Origin of the sequence: Okeania sp. SIO2C9, from assembly GCF_010672455.1 — a bacterium.
Lineage (GTDB): Bacteria > Cyanobacteriota > Cyanobacteriia > Cyanobacteriales > Microcoleaceae > Okeania.
Window position 1 is genome coordinate 13723 of the sequence record NZ_JAAHGO010000049.1, and the last position, 17257, is coordinate 30979.

The following is a 17257-nucleotide window of genomic DNA, read 5'->3' on the forward strand; positions in this document are numbered from 1 at the left end:
TTAAATACAGCAGTTTCCTACCCTCTGGAAGTATATATATAGCAGAATAAAGAACCGAAAGACCGAAAAATCGTCGTTGTCTGAGTTTTAAGCTCTTGATATGTCCGTACCCTTTGCTTCGACTGCTATATTGATGGTTTTAGGGAGTAGGGAACTTCTGTATCTATAACACCCACATTCGCCACGTCAATTTGTAATATACAAAGTAGCACAAAATTTCCTAGCCCCCTAAGTATTTATAACTCTGTAAATTAAGTTGATTAGCCTTCGCAATGGTGCTCCATAGGATGCGGAGCACCATCGCGCCGTTCGCCAGGAAACTGCTAAGTATTTGTACTTAATTTATTTCTCTGATTACCGACCATTATTTTCTCCTGAGTTCTGAGTGCTGAGTTCTGACCCCTGATTTTGATACTACATTTTGAAGTACGGAATGTGGGATAAAAGCATTTTAGAACTACCTCCAAAGTTTCTTGGCGAGTACTGAATGCTGTTTGCAAAGCATGACAAACGAAAACACTATTTAATTTACCTTAAACTCCGCCACACTCTTTTCTAAATCTCCTGCTACCCCTAGTAACTTAGAAAAAGACTCAGCAACAGTCATAGATTGTTCAGAAGTTTGATTAGCGATCGTTGCCACTTCTTGCATTGTTTTTGAAAGTTTGCTAGAAGTATTAGCTTGAGTAGTCGCAGACAAAGTAATCTCCTCTACCAACTCACTGATCTGTGCACTCACATCCAATAAATCAGTCAGAGTTTTTCGCGCTCCTTTAACCAACTGAGTTCCTACCATTACCCGCTTGCGACCTACTATCATTGCCTTGACAACTTTGCTAGTACCAGATTGCATTTCTTCAACAATTTGCTCTATTTCTTGAGTAGCACTAGCTGACTGTTCCGCTAGAGAACGTACTTCACTAGCAACTGTAGCAAATCCTTGGTCATCTTGCCCCGCTCTGGTTGCCTCTACCGAAGCATTCAACGCCAAAATATTTGTTTGATTTGCCAAATCATTAATCAAACTCAGCACCCGTGAAATTTTCTTAGAAGTTTCCCCTAAAATTTTCACCTTCCGTGCAGTTGCCTCCACTGTTTTTTGAATTACCACAATTCCCTCCACACTACGGTTCATTGCAGCATCACTAGTTTGCAGAATCTGATTTGCTTGCTGCACCTTAGCTTCTGCCTGTTGAGCATTAGCAGCTACTGCTTTAACCGCATTTGCCATTACCTGAATTTGCCCAAGAGCATTAGCAATCGCTTCTGCTTGACGATGAGCTTCACCGGAAAGTTTTTTAATTTCAGCATTGTTAGCTTCAGTTGTTGAACTCACAATATTTGTTGCTGACTTCACCTTTAGTACCAACTGCTGTAAATTTTCAATAACGGCATTAAAAAAGTCAGCCACAGTCCCCATTACACCTACTGTTACATTAGCTCGTACTGTCAAATCCCCATCAAAAGAATTTTCTATTTCTGTCAAAAAAGTTTCTATTTGATTTTCTAATAATTCTTTCCCCTTTTGTTGTTCCTCAGAGATAGTTTCTGCTGTTTTCCGAGCCTGGATTACCTGTTCTAATAGTAGAGCTTGTTCAAGAGTAGAACCCACTTGTAAAGCCAGTTGTTTGAAAGCTTCGACCTCTGAATCTTGCCATTGTCTTGTACCGGAACATTGATGAGCGCCTAATAAACCATAAAGTTTTTGATCTACTAAAATCGGCACTACCACATTTGCTTTCACCTGCCATTTTTCCAACTGTTCTCGATGACAGTCTGTTAAATTTGCCTTGTTAATATCTTCTGTGACTTGTACTCGACCTTGACGATAGGGTTCTACATACTCACTCGGAAAACAGGGAACTTCTGTTTCGATGTCTGCAATCTTTGACCAATTAGGTTTGACTGACTCAGAAATAATTTTACCGTCCCAGTTTTCATCGAAACGATATATGACAATACGGTCAGCTTTCATCAGTACCAGTGATTCTTCTACAGTAGTTTGGAAAATTTTTTCCAATTCTAGAGATTCCCGAATGCGGGAGCTAGTTTCACTGAGTAACCGAGCTCGTTGAGTCGCTGCTTGTTGTTGCTGTAGCAAGAATGCTTGGTCTAATGCGTAACCAACTTGAATAGCTACTTGCTTAATTAAGTCAATTTCTAATGCTTCCCAGTTGCGAGGGGCAGAACATTGGTGGGCGATTAATAAACCATATAATTTTTTATCTGTGATAATGGGAGCTACTAAATTTGCCTTAACCTTGAACTGTTCTAATTGTTTAATATGGCATTCTGTTAATCCAGCTTCACGGATATCATTGGTTGGTCTAACTCTGCCTTTGAGATATGGCTTAATATAACCTTGAACAAAGCATGGATCTGCAATTTCAGATCCTAATGCTTCAGGAAATCCGACTGTTACTGATTCTGCTATTATTGTACCTTTCCACTGAGGATCGAATTGATAGACCATAACTCGATCTGCTTGGATAGCTTCCTGCATATCCTCCACTGTAGTGTTCAAGATGTCTGGAGGGCTGAGAGATTTACGAATATTGGAGCTGATTTGATTGAGGGCAATAGCTTGTTTTGTGGCGGCTTGTTGCTTTTGTAATAATGTGACTTGGTCAAGGGCAAAACCTACTTGGGTGGCTAGTTGTTTAGTAAAGTCAATTTCTGAATCTTGCCACTTACGGGGTGCAGAACATTGATGTACGATCAGTAAACCATGAAGTCTTTGTTCGGCGATAATAGGAGCAACAATATTAGCTTTAACGGCAAAAGGTTCTAAAAGTTGGATGTGACATTCTCCTAGTCCAGCTTCATCAATATTCTCTATAGTACTAACTCGTCCTCGCAGATATGATTTGAGATAATTTTTTTTAAAGCAAGGCTCAGATATTTTTTTACCAAAGGCTTGAGGCCAAGCTTTATCTACTGACTCGGATACAACTGTACCATTCCAGTCAGCATCAAATTGATAAAGTATGACGCGATCGGCTTGTAATGCGCTACGAGCTTCTTCCACGATCGTATCAAAAATATCTTCACTCCTCTGGGAACTCCGGAGTTTGATGCCTATCTCGTTTAAAAATCGAGCTTGCTTGGCAGCGGCCTGTTGTTTTTGCAAAAGATATGCCTGTTCTAGAGCATAACCCACCTGAACAGCCACCTTGCGAATTAAGTCAATTTCTAATTCTGTCCAGGCTCTAGGCCCTGTGCATTGATGGGCAATTAATAGACCCATGAGTTTTTTTTCTACTAATATGGGAGCAATTAAGTTAGCTTTTACTTCAAAGGGCTTAAGCTGATTAATATGGCACTCTGTTAGCCCAGCTTCGTAAATATTTTCTGTGGCTTTAACCCGTCCCCTTTGATAGAGTTGAACGTAGCGATCGGCAAAGCAAGGATCGGCTATTTCTGCCCCTATAGCTTGTGGCCAGTTACTATTAACTGATTCTGCAATAACTTTGCCTTTCCACTGGGTATCAAATTCGTATATTACTACTCTGTCACATTCAAGAGCTTCGCGAGTTTCTTCCACTGAAATAGTGAGAATGTCTTGAACATTTGGAGATTTACGAATCTGGACATTGATGTGATTAAGTTTTTGAGCTTGTTGGGTAGCTACTTTTTGTTTTGTTAGTAGTAGAGCTTGGTCTACAGCATAGCCTAGCTGAGTAGCGAGTTGCTGAAAAAATTCTATTTCTGATTCTACCCATTGTCGTGCTTCAGAACAATGATGGGCAATTAATAAGCCTAATAATTTTCCGTTGGCAAGAATGGGAGCAACTAAGTTAGCTCTAACAGCAAAAGGTTCTAGTTGACTGATGTGACATTCTGTTAATCCTGCTTCGTAGATATCAGCAGTCGCTTTTACCCGGCCTTTTTGATAAAATTCTACATAACGGTCTGCAAAGCAGGGGTCGGTAATTTCTGCCCCCAGGGCTTTTGGCCAGTCACTATTAACTGATTCTGCAATAACTGTACCTTTCCAGTTTTTGTCAAATTGATAAACTACTACTCTATCTGTTTGTAGGGCAGCTCTGACATCTTCTACTACTGTTTTAAAGATGTCTTTTAAGTTGAGAGATTCCCGAATATGGGAAGTAATTTCGTTTAATAATTCTACTCGTTCGGCTGCTGCTCCTTCTGTTTCTATTAATAATTGAAGTTGATTAATTCGGACATCTATATTAGACCGTAAGGCTGCTAAATCTTCTGTTAAAGCATTAGTTTTTGCTTTGATTCCTAATGATTTTTGATTAGTATCCGGTTGCCACACTTCTACTGGAACAATTGCTAATGATTCATTATTTGCTTGATTCTGTACAGTTTCTTGCTCAGATTTGTTGTAGCTATTTTGGGTCAGATTTTGCGTTCTATTTTCTGATTGGTTGGTTTTTCTAAAATTTGTCTGTGCCATAATTTTAGTTGTATTAATTTTCAATAATTACTAATTATTTAACGGCTATTACTAATTTTTTGTCTGATTTTTATTTCTTTGCTTTTTCTAAATATTGAAGAATTTTTTCAATATCTAGAATCATCATTTTTTCTCCTTCTGAGTTTGTACAAGTCCCCTTGATAAATTTTTCTACAGGAGAATTAACTTTCTTTTGTTTCAACAGGGTAATATTTTTAGTCTCAATATTTATCAAATCACCTACTTTTTGTACTAAAATACCTAGATAGTTATCTTTATATTTTACTTTTACTACCCGAAATTTTTCCTGATTGTATCCGGTAGATAGTAAAGGATTAAATCCCATCAAATAAGCAATATCAATTAACCACATAATCTCGCCATGCCACTGAAAAACTCCTGCAACTACAGTTGGCATACCTGGTATTTGTAAGATTTTTCGGTAGTCTAAGGTAATAACTTCATCTAGGTCATCAGTAGATAGTATAGTTTGTAAAGTCCGATCAATTTCTATGTATAGAAATTGTGTGCTACGGAATAATTGTTGTTTTTGCATTGACTTTAACTGAAGACTTTAGTCATAAAAATTGATTTTTGTTAAACAACTATGTTAAACAACTAATCGTCTTAATGTTGCTACAACTTCTTCTCGATTAATTGGTTTTGTAACATAAGCAGATGCACCTTGCTTCATACCCCATTTTTGATCTATTTTCCCTGATTTATTAGAACAAATAATAATTGGTATATGAGCTGTATTTTCTTGATTTTTTAGTTCCCTACACAGTCCATAACCACTTTGACCAGGTAATACTACGTCTGTTAAAATTGCGTCAAAAGTTTTTTGATTCAGCAAAGCTTTAGCTGCCTCTGCTGTGGTTACGCTCAATACATCAAATCCTGACTTTTGTAGGCATTCAGTCAAAATACTAGCTTCAGCTGGGTTATCTTCTACAATTAATATACTTGCTTTCATCACTTTCTAATTGTTATTTAATGTTTGTCCAAAATTTTACTTAACTATTAATAAATTTTTTGTTTGCCAGTTGAATTTTAAGTGTTAGGCAAATGTTTTTGGATCATTTTTAAGGTTTCTTCCGGTTTAGGAGGCTTACTCAAAAAGTCGGCTGCTCCTATTAATTTAGCCCGACTGCGGTCTATCAAATTATTTCGATTGGTAAAAATAATGACTGGTATTTTTTCAAATGCTGGTGCTTTGCGTAAGAATTGATAGACAGTATAACCATTTGCATGAGGCATTTCTAGGTCAAGAAAAATTAAATCTGGTTTATATTCAGCTATTTTAACAAATCCTTTAATTGGATCTTGTATACTGATAAACCTATAACCAGCAGGTTGCACAATTTTCTTTAATGTTTCAGCCACTACTGGGCTATCATCAATACAAGCAATTAATAATTGTTTTTTGGATGTAGTTTTGTCTGTACTTTTCTGAGAATTAGCTGTTATTAAAGATGATTTTATAGGTGATTTTGATAAGTCTGGTACTGTTTTTAATTGAAGTAATCCTTTTTTGACTAAAGGAAATAAAGTTTTAGTTACAGCTAATACTGATTTTCTTAGTTGATAGGCAATATCCCATATAGTTAGGTCTCCCTGTAAGTATTTACCCCAACCAGATAAAGCTTCTGGTTTAACAGGTTTTTTCATTACAGGAACAAGATTGGGGTTAAGACTATTAAAACCTGCTTTTTGCCATAACTTTTGCATTTTATTAACTTTACTAAAAATTTCTTCTAGTTCTCTATAGCATAGAGCTAAACCTAAAGATAATTCTGATTTCTTATCTGGACTTTGCTCCCACTGGCATGTTAAATCTACGTAAAGACTCAGGGAAAATAATATTTCTAAGGTGACAGTACGAATGACTTTTTTAGCCTGATAAAGAGTAATTTGATCTCTTGTTATTCCATCATATAGTAGAAGATATTCCCAAGGTTTTTCTTGATCTGATAGTTGTGAAGTTATGGGTTTCCATTCAGGACAGTGCAATTCTATGGATCGTTGCCAACGTCTCACTCTATGAAAGTTACCAGTAGTATAGAGTAATCTACCATAAAATATATAAATTTTTCCTTGTTTAGCATGGCTATTTAATAATAGGTTGCCGGTTGCCATTCTTTGACTAAGGATGTCTATTTCTTGTGCTAATTTGATTATTTTGTTGTTTGCAGACATGAATCTTAAAGGTTCAATATGAAAACTCGAATCGTGATCGAGTTATGAATATTTGACAACATCACTTGTGGCCATCTGCTTAACTTTCTAGATTAGTTTTTCTTCTCAAGAAAATGACAATACAATAAAATTTTTTTAATATTTTCTCCGTTAATCATAATTATATTATGATTCTTAATATTTGAACAGAAAATCATTATTTCATACATTCTCAAAATATTTTATTGTATTGATTGTATTAAAATCACTGATTTTTTTATTTTTGCTAATCAAATACATTAGATAATTATCATAAATATCTAAACAGTAAAACCATGTTAATTTCATCATAAAATTAATCTTATTTTATCAAAAAATTGATTGATAATATTAAAATAAGTAGCTGAAAACACACGATAGTTGATAGTTGATTGATATCTATCATCATATATATAAATCATTCTACACTATTAAATCTAAGTATATTTACTTTGTGGCCAATGATTTTGATGGTCGCCTTATATATAGCAATCCGCTCATTGGTTGTGACAATTTTTATAATAGTTAATTTCAACTGAAAACCTTGAAAATTCTGACTCCTGACTCCTGAGTCCTAACTGTCAGAAAAATATTACAACTTAAATAGGATTGCTACAGATTTATAAACTATAAAAGCTTTGCTATAACTTACTAATTACAAAATTTAAAAGCTAATGAACTTCTCAATAATGTTAAGTTCTCAGACCTCTAAACAAATTAAGTTAAATTAATATTTATGATGTAAATTCTAGGAGTGATAGCCACTTGAACATTTTTTTGCACTATGAATTTCTCATATATCCCCTTTTCAGAAGTTAGGATACATATTAGTGATTGAAGTATTGAAAAGGCGCAATCGAGATGTATTGACTCCATTCAGCGATCAGTTAATATTTTTAACTTTGCACTTTTATAAGGAGTATTTAGACACGGATTGACTTTCCTTGAGTATCTCTCATACACCTATAAATTTTCACTGATTCAATTCTTTAGAGTCAACAAAATATAGTAAAAGTATTACGAAATGATCAAACATACCACCTAAAGGCCATATTAAACACTTAAATTTTTGCTAATTTGAGACAAATATAAATAGTTACTGAAAAATTGGGGTATGGGGCCAGGTGTCTCGCCCTTGTAAGGCTACTTTTTATTTTATTTGCAAGTGAATTGAATATATGCTAAAGTCTTAGGTAGTCCAGAGCGCAAAGTGTGGGAATGATTTGATGAATATAGTCCCTAAATCGTGGAAATAATTATGGAATGTCCTCTGTCTGGTGATCATAAACTCCATAAACAGGGAAAAACCATTCAACAATTAATAATGAATAATGAATAATTACCTCTCCATGAATTGAAGAGGATTGACAAATTCATGAAAATTTTTCTTCACAGGAGTCGATGGTCGGACAGCTGCGAGACCTCGCCATCCCTGGACCGCTGATTATCCCCTATCCAAGGGGAGGCGCATACCCACAATTTTTCGGTAAAGGAACTCAAGCATACTATTGTCCCGAATCCGGACAAACTTTTCCTGGGGAATGGGGAGCAAACAGGCTCAACTTTTGACACTCTATACTATCGTCGGCAAATTGAACCAGAAAAAATGCCCATGGTTCTACAAGCTGATGTTGAGGGCAGTAGCTTCAGAGGAATTAGTCCCACAGTCAATAAGCGCCTATAATACAATAGTTAGTTTGGTCACAGCAGCCTCTCAAAAAGGGCAAATGATTGATAATGCCCATGTACAAAATATAGAAACCTCACAAATCAGTAGTGACGAATTTTGGTCATTCGTCCAAAAAAAGCGAGTGCGTAATTCTGGGGAGACCCCAGAATGTAAGACGCACTCAACAGACAAAAACACTGTCAGATGAATGAATTGACACTTATGTGATTGTGGGACTGGGATGACTCAACCATCCAGAACCTGGATAAATTTTGGCCACTGGTGTCGGCAAACACACTGACCAGTTGATCGCAGAATTAATTGCCAACACAGAAGGGAAAAGTAACTGACTGGCAGTGGCATACTGATGATTGGGGAGGGTATGAGGGAGTTCTCCCTCCTGAAGGGGGCACATCATTGGTAAAGACCAGAGGCAGCAGTTAGAGCTTTCCTAACGGGATTGTCAGACAACAGATAGGTTGGTGGCATCGCACCCCAGAATAAATTTGGTAAGGTCTGGACACAGACAGAGATAACGGTTAGGTTAGCGTACGCGTACTTCAATTGAATTTGGGTTCGCCCGTCGCACAAGATTATACTGCTGCACAAAGAGCTGAGTTGGCGTTCGCTCCTTGGAGTTGGAACGACCTAATTACTTATCCCACACTTTGCGCTCTGCACTACCAATATGATTTTGCTTTCTGTCGTTTGAAATTAAACACAGTTTATTATAGCTCTTCACTTCATATTCTGGGTTTTATCCAGATACTAAATAAGTTAAGCACACCTTTAGGCGATCGCATTGCCGATAGACCGAGTTCTTAGGCAAATAATTACCATTTTTATCTTTTTTAGATTAGACTTGTCGCTAAATAGAGGGAAAAAATCGCTCCAACCTAGACAGAGCAATAATTCCAATAATTTTTGCTTACCAATAGCTACAATCCTTACAGAACAAAGTTTTTGGGGATTTTTTAAGTTATAAAGCGACAAGTCTATTGATTATGTTTTGCCATATTTGACACTTTTAAATATTCTCAAATATGACATATTTGACATCTCCAGGGGTTGAAACACCCTGGATTCTGTGGTTAGTCCACCGCAAATGGGATAAACCCACATTTGCTTAAAGCCTGTCAACAGACTTCTAAACTCCTCGGCGTAAATCAAAGATTTAGCTGTGAGCTTACTTTTTTATAGCTTTCACGAGTGGTTTTACTCGCGCTGGTTGGAGCAATCTTCTCGCTGCTCTAGCTGCCTACTTGCTTTTCGGTGCCGAATGCGGAGCTAACAGCCGTCGTAGGAAATCAATTCCCCGTCTCCTGTCTACCGGAATCTCACCGCAAAGCGCGGTCTTGTCATGGCGACAAACCTTGTTCCTTATTCCTCTAAGTATAGCAGATTTTTACTACGCTTTATTACCCGCGTGTCGTTATTCAACCAGCCGTTAAAACGGGCGCTGCGTACTTCCTCCCGTTATTTTTTAGGTTTTATTCGATAATTCTCACCACCCAATTTGGCAATAAGCAAAATTAGATACCTGATTTTATCTAAGTTTTACAGGAACAATCATTAAGTAGAAAATACTACTATCTGCGAAAAATTTTTCTCATTCTTGATATTATATCATATCCGCTTAATAGATAGTACGATCAAACTCCGCGCGTGCTGACGCGAACAAAAAATATTCTCCGGCCTTATCTTTTTGGTGGTGGTGCATAGTAATGGTAAAGGAAGTGTGGGGAGATGGGTACCCACCCGCGCACCCCTCCGGTGGAGGGGAATGTGGGGAGATGGGGAGTGTGGGAAAAATTAAAAAATATATATCCTCACCATTACCATGCAGGACTACCATCTTTTTTTGGCTTATTCCTCCTATCTACTCCCTAGTGCAGGATGGCGGAAATAACTGACCAGTTACAAAATCCCAAAACAATTACAAATCAAAAATGATTGACTGTCAGATATGCGTCTTACATTCTGGAGGGGCTGTGTGCGGAATTACTTCCGCACAGTAGGCGCCCCGTAGGACACCTCGCCAATTAGCACTCGATGCATGAATTTTGACTTTTAACTTCCGCGTAGCAGCACTAGTCTCTTATTTATGGACATAATATTACTTATTACTTTTTCCTGATTGAAATTCTATTCAAGCACTTTTTAAGATAGTGAGGTATAATTTCCATCCCTATTCCCTATTCTCCCAAAACTGCTGTAAATGAAATTTAAAATCACAATTTCTCCCTTTAAAATTGCTAAATACTTAACTTTTGGCGTGATATTTTTAACTATATGCAGCATCGCCATTCAGATAGGTAAATACGTTTTTGATTACCGCGAACCCTGGACAAGATTATTGAATCTCGACCGGGAAATGAATATTCCAACTTGGTATTCAGCTTTAATGTTAATATCTTGTGGATTAATTATTCGCGGAATTTTTGCAATAAAAAAATCACAGTCTGACCGTTTCTGGCGAAAGTGGAAAATTCTCTCAATTATCTTCTTCCTATTAGCACTTGACGAAGTAGCTAGTATCCATGAAATTTTGATTATTGATGACTTAGCAGATACTCTAAATCTTCCGAGTTTATGGCACTCAGTGTGGGTAATTCCTGGAACAGTTTTAGTAATAATTTTTATCTGGAAATATTGGAAATTTATACTCTATTTACCAAGGGAATTGCGCCGATATTTCTTAATTGCTATTAGTTTATATGTGGGTGGTGCATTGGGTATGGAAATGGTCGGAAGTTACTATGATGGAATTGATGGTCAGCAGAATTTAGTTTACGCAATGTTAGCCACTGTAGAAGAAGTAATGGAAATGATGGGATGTGTAGTTTTTATCTATGGTTTATTAACTTATTTAGGTGAGTTAAGTGCAGAGTTACAAGTTAATTTTTACATTCACAATAAGGGTTAATTTTATATCGCAGGAGTAGGTCTCACTGTAGGGAAAAAATGGATAATACCAATTTGGAAAAAGTGGAAAAATAATGTTACGAATTAATTTGGGCAGTTAAAAGACTTTAAAGGAAATCCCCCTTGGACTAAGCGGTGCGACCCTGCGACGATGCCAGCTCGCTTGCGGAACTTGCACCAAGAGAAAAAGATAAATTACAACCTAATAAATAACCTAGTTAGGGTTTGCTGAAAAAGTCTTATGGGTGAGGGTAGGAGACAGGAGACAGGAGACAGGAGACATGAGACATGAGACAGGAGACAGGAGACAGGAGACAGGAGACAGGAGACAGGAGACAGGAAACAGGAGACAGGAGAAATGGGAATGAGCGAGGAGGTAGGTAGGAGTAAGAATTTTCATTAATGGATAATTGATAATTGATAATTACCTCGGGTTTTAACCAAGAGGATTGAATATCAGGAGATATTATTTCTTTTCTTGGTCGATTGGATATAGCGCAGGTTTCCTCGCCATCCCATCCTAACGGACTGCTCCGCAAACGACCGCTTTTTTTCCCCTATCCAAGGGGAGGATTCAAGGCTCGAATTATTTAATTATTAATTATTAATTATTAATTATTAATTATTCGGTAAGAGTGATTTTTCTACCCCACTATGCGCCTAAAATACGCTCCTTTTTGAGCGTGAATAGCTGAAAAATAGGCACTTTTGAAAGACCCCAAAAAGGCTAAAACCTTTATCTGTAAATACTTTTAGATTTAATCAGCAAGCCCTAGTTATTTGTAGGAAATATTTATCAAATTGGTATAATATCATGTCCTTTGGTATCCTTTGTGTAAAAACTTAGGTAATATCTACTTTTTCTTGATTTTAAATCTTCTTCCTTCTTCCTGACTGAATAATTATTAATTGTTAATTATTAATTGTTGAATTGAGCTTTATCTTTTCCCTTATGGATTTAATACCCCACTGTCTAGACGCTGCAAATACGCTTGGTGAGGTGAGAATCTCCATCGACCGCATTTTTCTGACTCCTGAATTCTGACTCCTGACTCCTTCTTCAAAATACTGATGTACCGGACTTAATATAAATAGAATAGCTAAGGCAACCACTTAGGATTAATACCAGTTAGAGGCAATTCTTCTGGTTTAAGTTGCCACTGGGAATCATCTTCTGGCATTTTTGAGTCTAAAGGTAACATCCATAAACGACTAATTTTTCTCGTGTTTTTTGTATTTTCTTGTTCTTGTTCTTCTTGATTTGATATTGTCACCATTTGGTCAAATAATAATGCTAAACCATCCGGTGATAAATCCATATTAACTTCCTGTTGATTTGGCAAAATAACCAAAGGTCTTAACAAATTTATCTTAAGATCAAATGCTGCGATATAAGGTTGTTCTTGATACTCTTCTTCCTTCTCTACTACTTGAGTTAATAAACAATAAATAATTCTTTTATTCGGGTCAAATTCTGCACTGAGAATATTACCATAAGGACGAGTTCGTAATACCTCTCGCTCCTCACCTTGATTAGTCACAATATAAAGCGATCGCGTTCCATCTTGATTATATTTTACCATGGTTGCCATCGAGCCATCAGGAGCAAAATTTAATACTGTTCCAAACTTTGGTAAAAATATTAAATCCTCTGAATCTGTTTCTGGATTTATTGGTAAAATGGAGGTTCCTTCTCCTTGTAAAATCACTAAATTTTTGCTATCTGGGGTAATTAAAAAGTCTCCACCTTTTTGAATTATTCCATCTTTATTTGTTAAAGGTTGTGCTTCTTTTCCTAATTCTAATACCCACGGACCGGAATCGAAAACATCTTTTCTATTTACCCTTTGAATTACAATTTTTTGACCATCAATAGATAAATCAAATTTCAAGTTTTGGTATTCTAAATTATCAAGAACTTTTTCGATTTTACCTACAACTTCTGAAGATTTTAATCTGGTATCTCCAGGAGTAAAATTAATACCAGTTGTCACAGTATATATTTGTTGTTCTATCAGAGTCGGAACTTCATTTTGCTTTTCAACTGCGGAAAATAAAATCTTTTCACCTTGGGGAAAAAATTTAAAATCCATTACTTCTAAATTTTTCGGACTTAGTATTATAGGCCGTTGCTTTTTAGTTAAATTAATTAAGATTAATCTGCCTTTTTCCTCTCCTTGAAAACCTACATAAGCAAATGCGCGATCGCGACTGCTAAATAGACCTTGAAAAGGCTGCATTACCTCCCCTTGATCTAAGCCATAAAACTTTTCTTTTGCTCCAGATAATTTTACTGTATACTGATTACCATAGGGAGCAGGATCTAAAATAGTATAAGCCATTCTTCGACCAGCCCAACTCACTTTTCCTGGTAAAGGTGGTTCTATTGTTAAGTTTTTTTCAACACTTGCATGATTCATTGGTCGATTAAAATTTAGTATAAAAGCTGTATCTTCAGCTCCTATTTTTTTGTCTTGCCAGCTAAAGTCTTTAACTTTTGGAGCTGTACTTCCACCACCCACAAATAGCAGACAAATTAACACAGTTAACCCGAGAATCAAAGTAATAGCAAGTCTATCAAGAGGTTGTTGTAATTCCTGTAAAAGAATGTCTTGATTTTCACGAAATAGATAATTAATTTTTTTTCTTAAATTTACCATTTATTTTTATCCTTATATCATCTCTGATTTAATACTTATACTTTGAAATAAGGAAGGCAGAAGGGAATTTTCGTTCAAAGGGAGAAAGTTTTTGGTGGTTAATTATTCGGGCAGAATATTATATCCCACAGATAAAAGTTTCGCAATAGTTTTGAAAATTGTACTTAATCATAATAGTGTTTACCAGCGTTGGAATACTTAACTTTTGAAGATTTATAGAGAGTTACTTGTGAGATGCTGTTATTAAGCAGAGATAATAATATTATCTTTTTCTTTTGAGTTTAATACCCCGCCGTATACAAGATGTTTACAATTGGTTAGGAATTTGAGTTCCCATCCACTTTTTCCTTGTTACTTGTTACTTGTTACTTGTTACTTGTTACTTGTTACTTGTTACTTGTTACTTTTGAATTCCTCCTTCCTCCTTCTTCCTTCCTCAATAATAATTTTGAGTTCCCATCCACTTTTTCCTTGTTACTTGTTACTTGTTACTTGTTACTTTTGAATTCCTCCTTCCTCCTTCCTCCTTCCTCAATAATAATTTTGAGTTCCCATCCACTTGTTACTTGTTACTTGTTACTTGTTACTTGTTACTTGTTACTTGTTACTTGTTACTTGTTACTTTTGAATTCCTCCTTCCTCCTTCTTCCTTCCTCAATAATAATTTTGAGTTCCCATCCACTTGTTACTTGTTACTTGTTACTTGTTACTTTTGAATTCCTCCTTCCTCCTTCTTCCTTCCTCAATAATAATTTTGAGTTCCCATCCACTTGTTACTTGTTACTTGTTACTTGTTACTTGTTACTTGTTACCTTGTTACTTGTTACTTTTGAATTCCTCCTTCCTCCTTCTTCCTTCCTCAATAATAATTTTGAGTTCCCATCCATTTTTTCCTTCTTACTTCTTACTTTTGAATTTTGACTTTTGAATTCCTCTTTCTTCTTCAATAATCATAAGGATTTTTTGGCTTAGGAATTGGTTTAATTTTAGATGGCGAAATTGTTAATTTACGTTGACCATTCAACTCATCAGTAATCATATTACCTTCAACTTTCAACCAACCATCTTGAGCATATTTACTCCGACTTCTGCCTTCTGGTAATCTAACAGGTAATCCTACTGGATAAGCATCAGCAGCACAACAAGTCAAAATAAATCTAGATATCCAAAAATATTGCTCAGATAATCCAGGAGGATAAATTACAAACCCAGTTACTTCCACTTTTTGCTCGTTATAAGCATCTGGTTCTGGATAAACATTCAAAATTCTAATCCATTCAATCAGCGATCGCTCTTCTGGTTTAGTAGCACTACGAAATTCTTGAGGTTGAGTTCTAGTCACTGGCAAAGATTCTGTTAAACCTCTTTGTAATGCTGTTTGACTAGCAAAAACTTGAGGAGTAATCATCAATGCCAATAAAGCTGATATTAATAATAAACTACTACTCCAACCAGGGGGAAAAAGATTAATATGCTGATTTTCAATACTGGTTAATGCTTGTTGTGATTGTCTCTTAAATCTTTGACTTTTGCGAATACTCCATAACTCTAAAATTTTCAATCCACCTAATAAGAGTAAAGCAATTCCAGCTCCCACTGTTAAACCAAAATAACGAGGATGAATTAATATGTATAACTTGCTTGTCATCCAATAATGCAATAACACAAAACCCCAAACAAAAATTGCTATAGCATCTATCCAAGAACTATATTTTTTGAGTAGGGAAAAAAGTGACTTGTAAACTTTCATCTGATTAAAATTACCGAAAAATTGTGGTTTAAAGCCTCCTCTTTTAAGGGGATAAAAGCGGTCAATCTTCGGAGCTTACCGTAGGGTGGGATGGCGAGGAAACCTGCGCTGTCCGACCATCGACCAAGAGAAGAAAAACTTTCCTTTGAATCAATCCTCTTATTTTAAAGGAGAGGTAATTATTAATTAGGGTTTGCTGAAAAAGTCTTATGGGTGAGGGTAGGAGACAGGAGACAGGAGACAGGAGATAGGAGAAATGGGAATTACAGAGGATGTAGTTGGAAGAATTGTTCCTTAATTTTTCGGCCCAACTCTTGCACAAAATGCTAGTTTTTTGAGCAATCTTTACCGAAAACAGGCGCACTTTTATCAACCTAAGAAGGCTGAAACCTTTATATGTCAATACTTTGATAGTTAATCAGCAAGCCCTAATAATTAATAATTAATTATTAATTATTAATTATTAATTGTTCCCTACTATAAGTTAATTTAACTCAAATATAAATTCACAATCAAAGCCATAATAAATGTTAATTGTGCTGCTAAAACCATTAAATAAATTACAACCCGCGACCGAAATACTGATAATAACAAACCAACAGCTTTGATATCAATCATCGGTCCAAAAACCAAAAAAGCTAATAGGGAACCACTGGTAAAAGTTGCAGCAAATGATAAAGCAAAAAAAGCATCCACAGTCGAACAAATAGAAACAACTGCGGCCAAAGTCAGCATAGCAATAATTGAACTAATAGGACCCTGACCAAGACTCAGGATAAATTCACGGGGTGCAGCAACCTGAATCATTGCAGCGATCGCGCTACCAATAACTAACACTCCACCTAAGTCTTGTAACTCTTGCACCATACTATTTAACAAAGATAAAAGTCGCTGTCGATCAGGTGCAACGAACAGAGATTTCCAACTCATATCTTTGTTAGAAGTGGTTTTACTACCAACACCTAGTGGACTTTGATTCATAGTACTAGCTTCTACTTGCCAAAGTGGGATAGACTCCAGAGGCATAGATGTGCTAGACTGACCGAGAAAAAATGTTCCTGACTGTAAAAGAGGAGAAGTTTCAACTTTTTGAGAAACTGACTGTTGAGGTCTAGGCAATAGACGAGCAGTTGTAGCTTGCAATAACGGTCGCATATCCTTTTGTACGCTGAATACCCAACCAATAATTGTTGCTATTGCTAGAGAAAATACCACTCGTAAAACCACTATTTCTGGTTGGTCTCTAAAAGCAGTCCAAGTAGCCCAGATTACTATGGGATTTACTGTTGGAGCTGCCAATAAAAAACCAATTGCTACTGAAACTGGCACACCTTGTAGTAATAAACGTCGAGCAACCGGAACATTACCACATTCACATACCGGGAACAAAAAACCAACTAAACTACCGACAAATGCTCCTAAAAGAGGGTTTTTAGGCAGATATGTAATTAATTTACGTTCATCAATAAACCACTGTAATATTCCGGATAAAATCACCCCCAACAGTAAAAATGGTATTGCTTCTACCAATAAACTAAGAAAGAGGGTAAAAGCATTATTCAACTGATTTGTCAGCGTTGATGCCATCTTTATATTTACTTTAGATTTAC

The 17257-nt window shown here is 36.2% G+C and carries 12 protein-coding genes; 4 read left to right on the plus strand and 8 right to left on the minus strand.

Annotation, left to right across the window (positions count from 1 at the left end):
• Positions 1-523 precede the first annotated feature (523 nt).
• From F6K23_RS27935 to F6K23_RS27950, 4 genes are all read right to left on the minus strand, one after another.
• Complete coding sequence (locus F6K23_RS27935; protein ID WP_293161850.1) at positions 524-4426, minus strand: GAF domain-containing protein; 3903 nt, start codon at positions 4424-4426, stop codon at positions 524-526.
• 70 nt (positions 4427-4496) lie between these two features.
• The gene (locus F6K23_RS27940) at positions 4497-4982 is read right to left on the minus strand and encodes a chemotaxis protein CheW (protein ID WP_293161852.1); all 486 of its coding nucleotides are present in this window, start codon (positions 4980-4982) and stop codon (positions 4497-4499) included.
• Between the two features lie 54 nt (positions 4983-5036).
• Positions 5037-5402 carry a response regulator transcription factor gene (locus F6K23_RS27945; protein ID WP_293161854.1) on the minus strand — a complete coding sequence of 122 codons (366 nt, stop codon included), beginning with the start codon at positions 5400-5402 and terminating at the stop codon, positions 5037-5039.
• Positions 5403-5479: 77 nt separating this feature from the next.
• Positions 5480-6625 (minus strand): response regulator, encoded by a 1146-nt coding sequence (locus tag F6K23_RS27950; protein ID WP_293161856.1) that lies wholly within the window; start codon positions 6623-6625, stop codon positions 5480-5482.
• 1559 nt (positions 6626-8184) lie between these two features.
• Here F6K23_RS27950 and F6K23_RS27955 point away from each other — a divergent pair.
• Positions 8185-8520: a hypothetical protein gene (locus F6K23_RS27955; RefSeq protein ID WP_293161858.1), complete on the plus strand. Its 336-nt coding sequence runs from the start codon at positions 8185-8187 to the stop codon at positions 8518-8520.
• Between the two features lie 12 nt (positions 8521-8532).
• Here the strand turns inward: F6K23_RS27955 and F6K23_RS27960 are convergent, their stop codons facing one another.
• Entirely contained in the window at positions 8533-8730 is a 198-nt protein-coding gene (locus F6K23_RS27960) for a hypothetical protein (RefSeq protein ID WP_293161860.1), read from the minus strand.
• Positions 8731-8876: 146 nt separating this feature from the next.
• Between F6K23_RS27960 and F6K23_RS27965 the strand changes: the two genes are divergently transcribed.
• From F6K23_RS27965 to F6K23_RS27975, 3 genes are all read left to right on the plus strand, one after another.
• Positions 8877-9137 carry a hypothetical protein gene (locus F6K23_RS27965; protein ID WP_293161862.1) on the plus strand — a complete coding sequence of 87 codons (261 nt, stop codon included), beginning with the start codon at positions 8877-8879 and terminating at the stop codon, positions 9135-9137.
• Positions 9138-10058: 921 nt separating this feature from the next.
• The gene (locus F6K23_RS27970) at positions 10059-10202 is read left to right on the plus strand and encodes a hypothetical protein (RefSeq protein WP_293161864.1); all 144 of its coding nucleotides are present in this window, start codon (positions 10059-10061) and stop codon (positions 10200-10202) included.
• A gap of 328 nt (positions 10203-10530) precedes the next feature.
• Positions 10531-11238 carry a hypothetical protein gene (locus F6K23_RS27975; RefSeq protein WP_293161866.1) on the plus strand — a complete coding sequence of 236 codons (708 nt, stop codon included), beginning with the start codon at positions 10531-10533 and terminating at the stop codon, positions 11236-11238.
• Between the two features lie 1099 nt (positions 11239-12337).
• On the opposite strand, the gene F6K23_RS27980 is transcribed toward F6K23_RS27975, so the two are convergent.
• The 3 genes from F6K23_RS27980 to F6K23_RS27990 all read right to left on the minus strand — a co-directional run bounded on the left by F6K23_RS27980 (position 12338) and on the right by F6K23_RS27990 (position 17234).
• Positions 12338-13897 (minus strand): Ig-like domain-containing protein, encoded by a 1560-nt coding sequence (locus F6K23_RS27980; RefSeq protein ID WP_293161868.1) that lies wholly within the window; start codon positions 13895-13897, stop codon positions 12338-12340.
• A gap of 943 nt (positions 13898-14840) precedes the next feature.
• Complete coding sequence (locus F6K23_RS27985; protein ID WP_293161869.1) at positions 14841-15647, minus strand: TIGR03943 family putative permease subunit; 807 nt, start codon at positions 15645-15647, stop codon at positions 14841-14843.
• A 489-nt stretch (positions 15648-16136) separates the two neighbouring features.
• The gene (locus F6K23_RS27990; RefSeq protein ID WP_293161871.1) at positions 16137-17234 is read right to left on the minus strand and encodes a permease; all 1098 of its coding nucleotides are present in this window, start codon (positions 17232-17234) and stop codon (positions 16137-16139) included.
• Between the last annotated feature and the right edge of the window lie 23 nt (positions 17235-17257).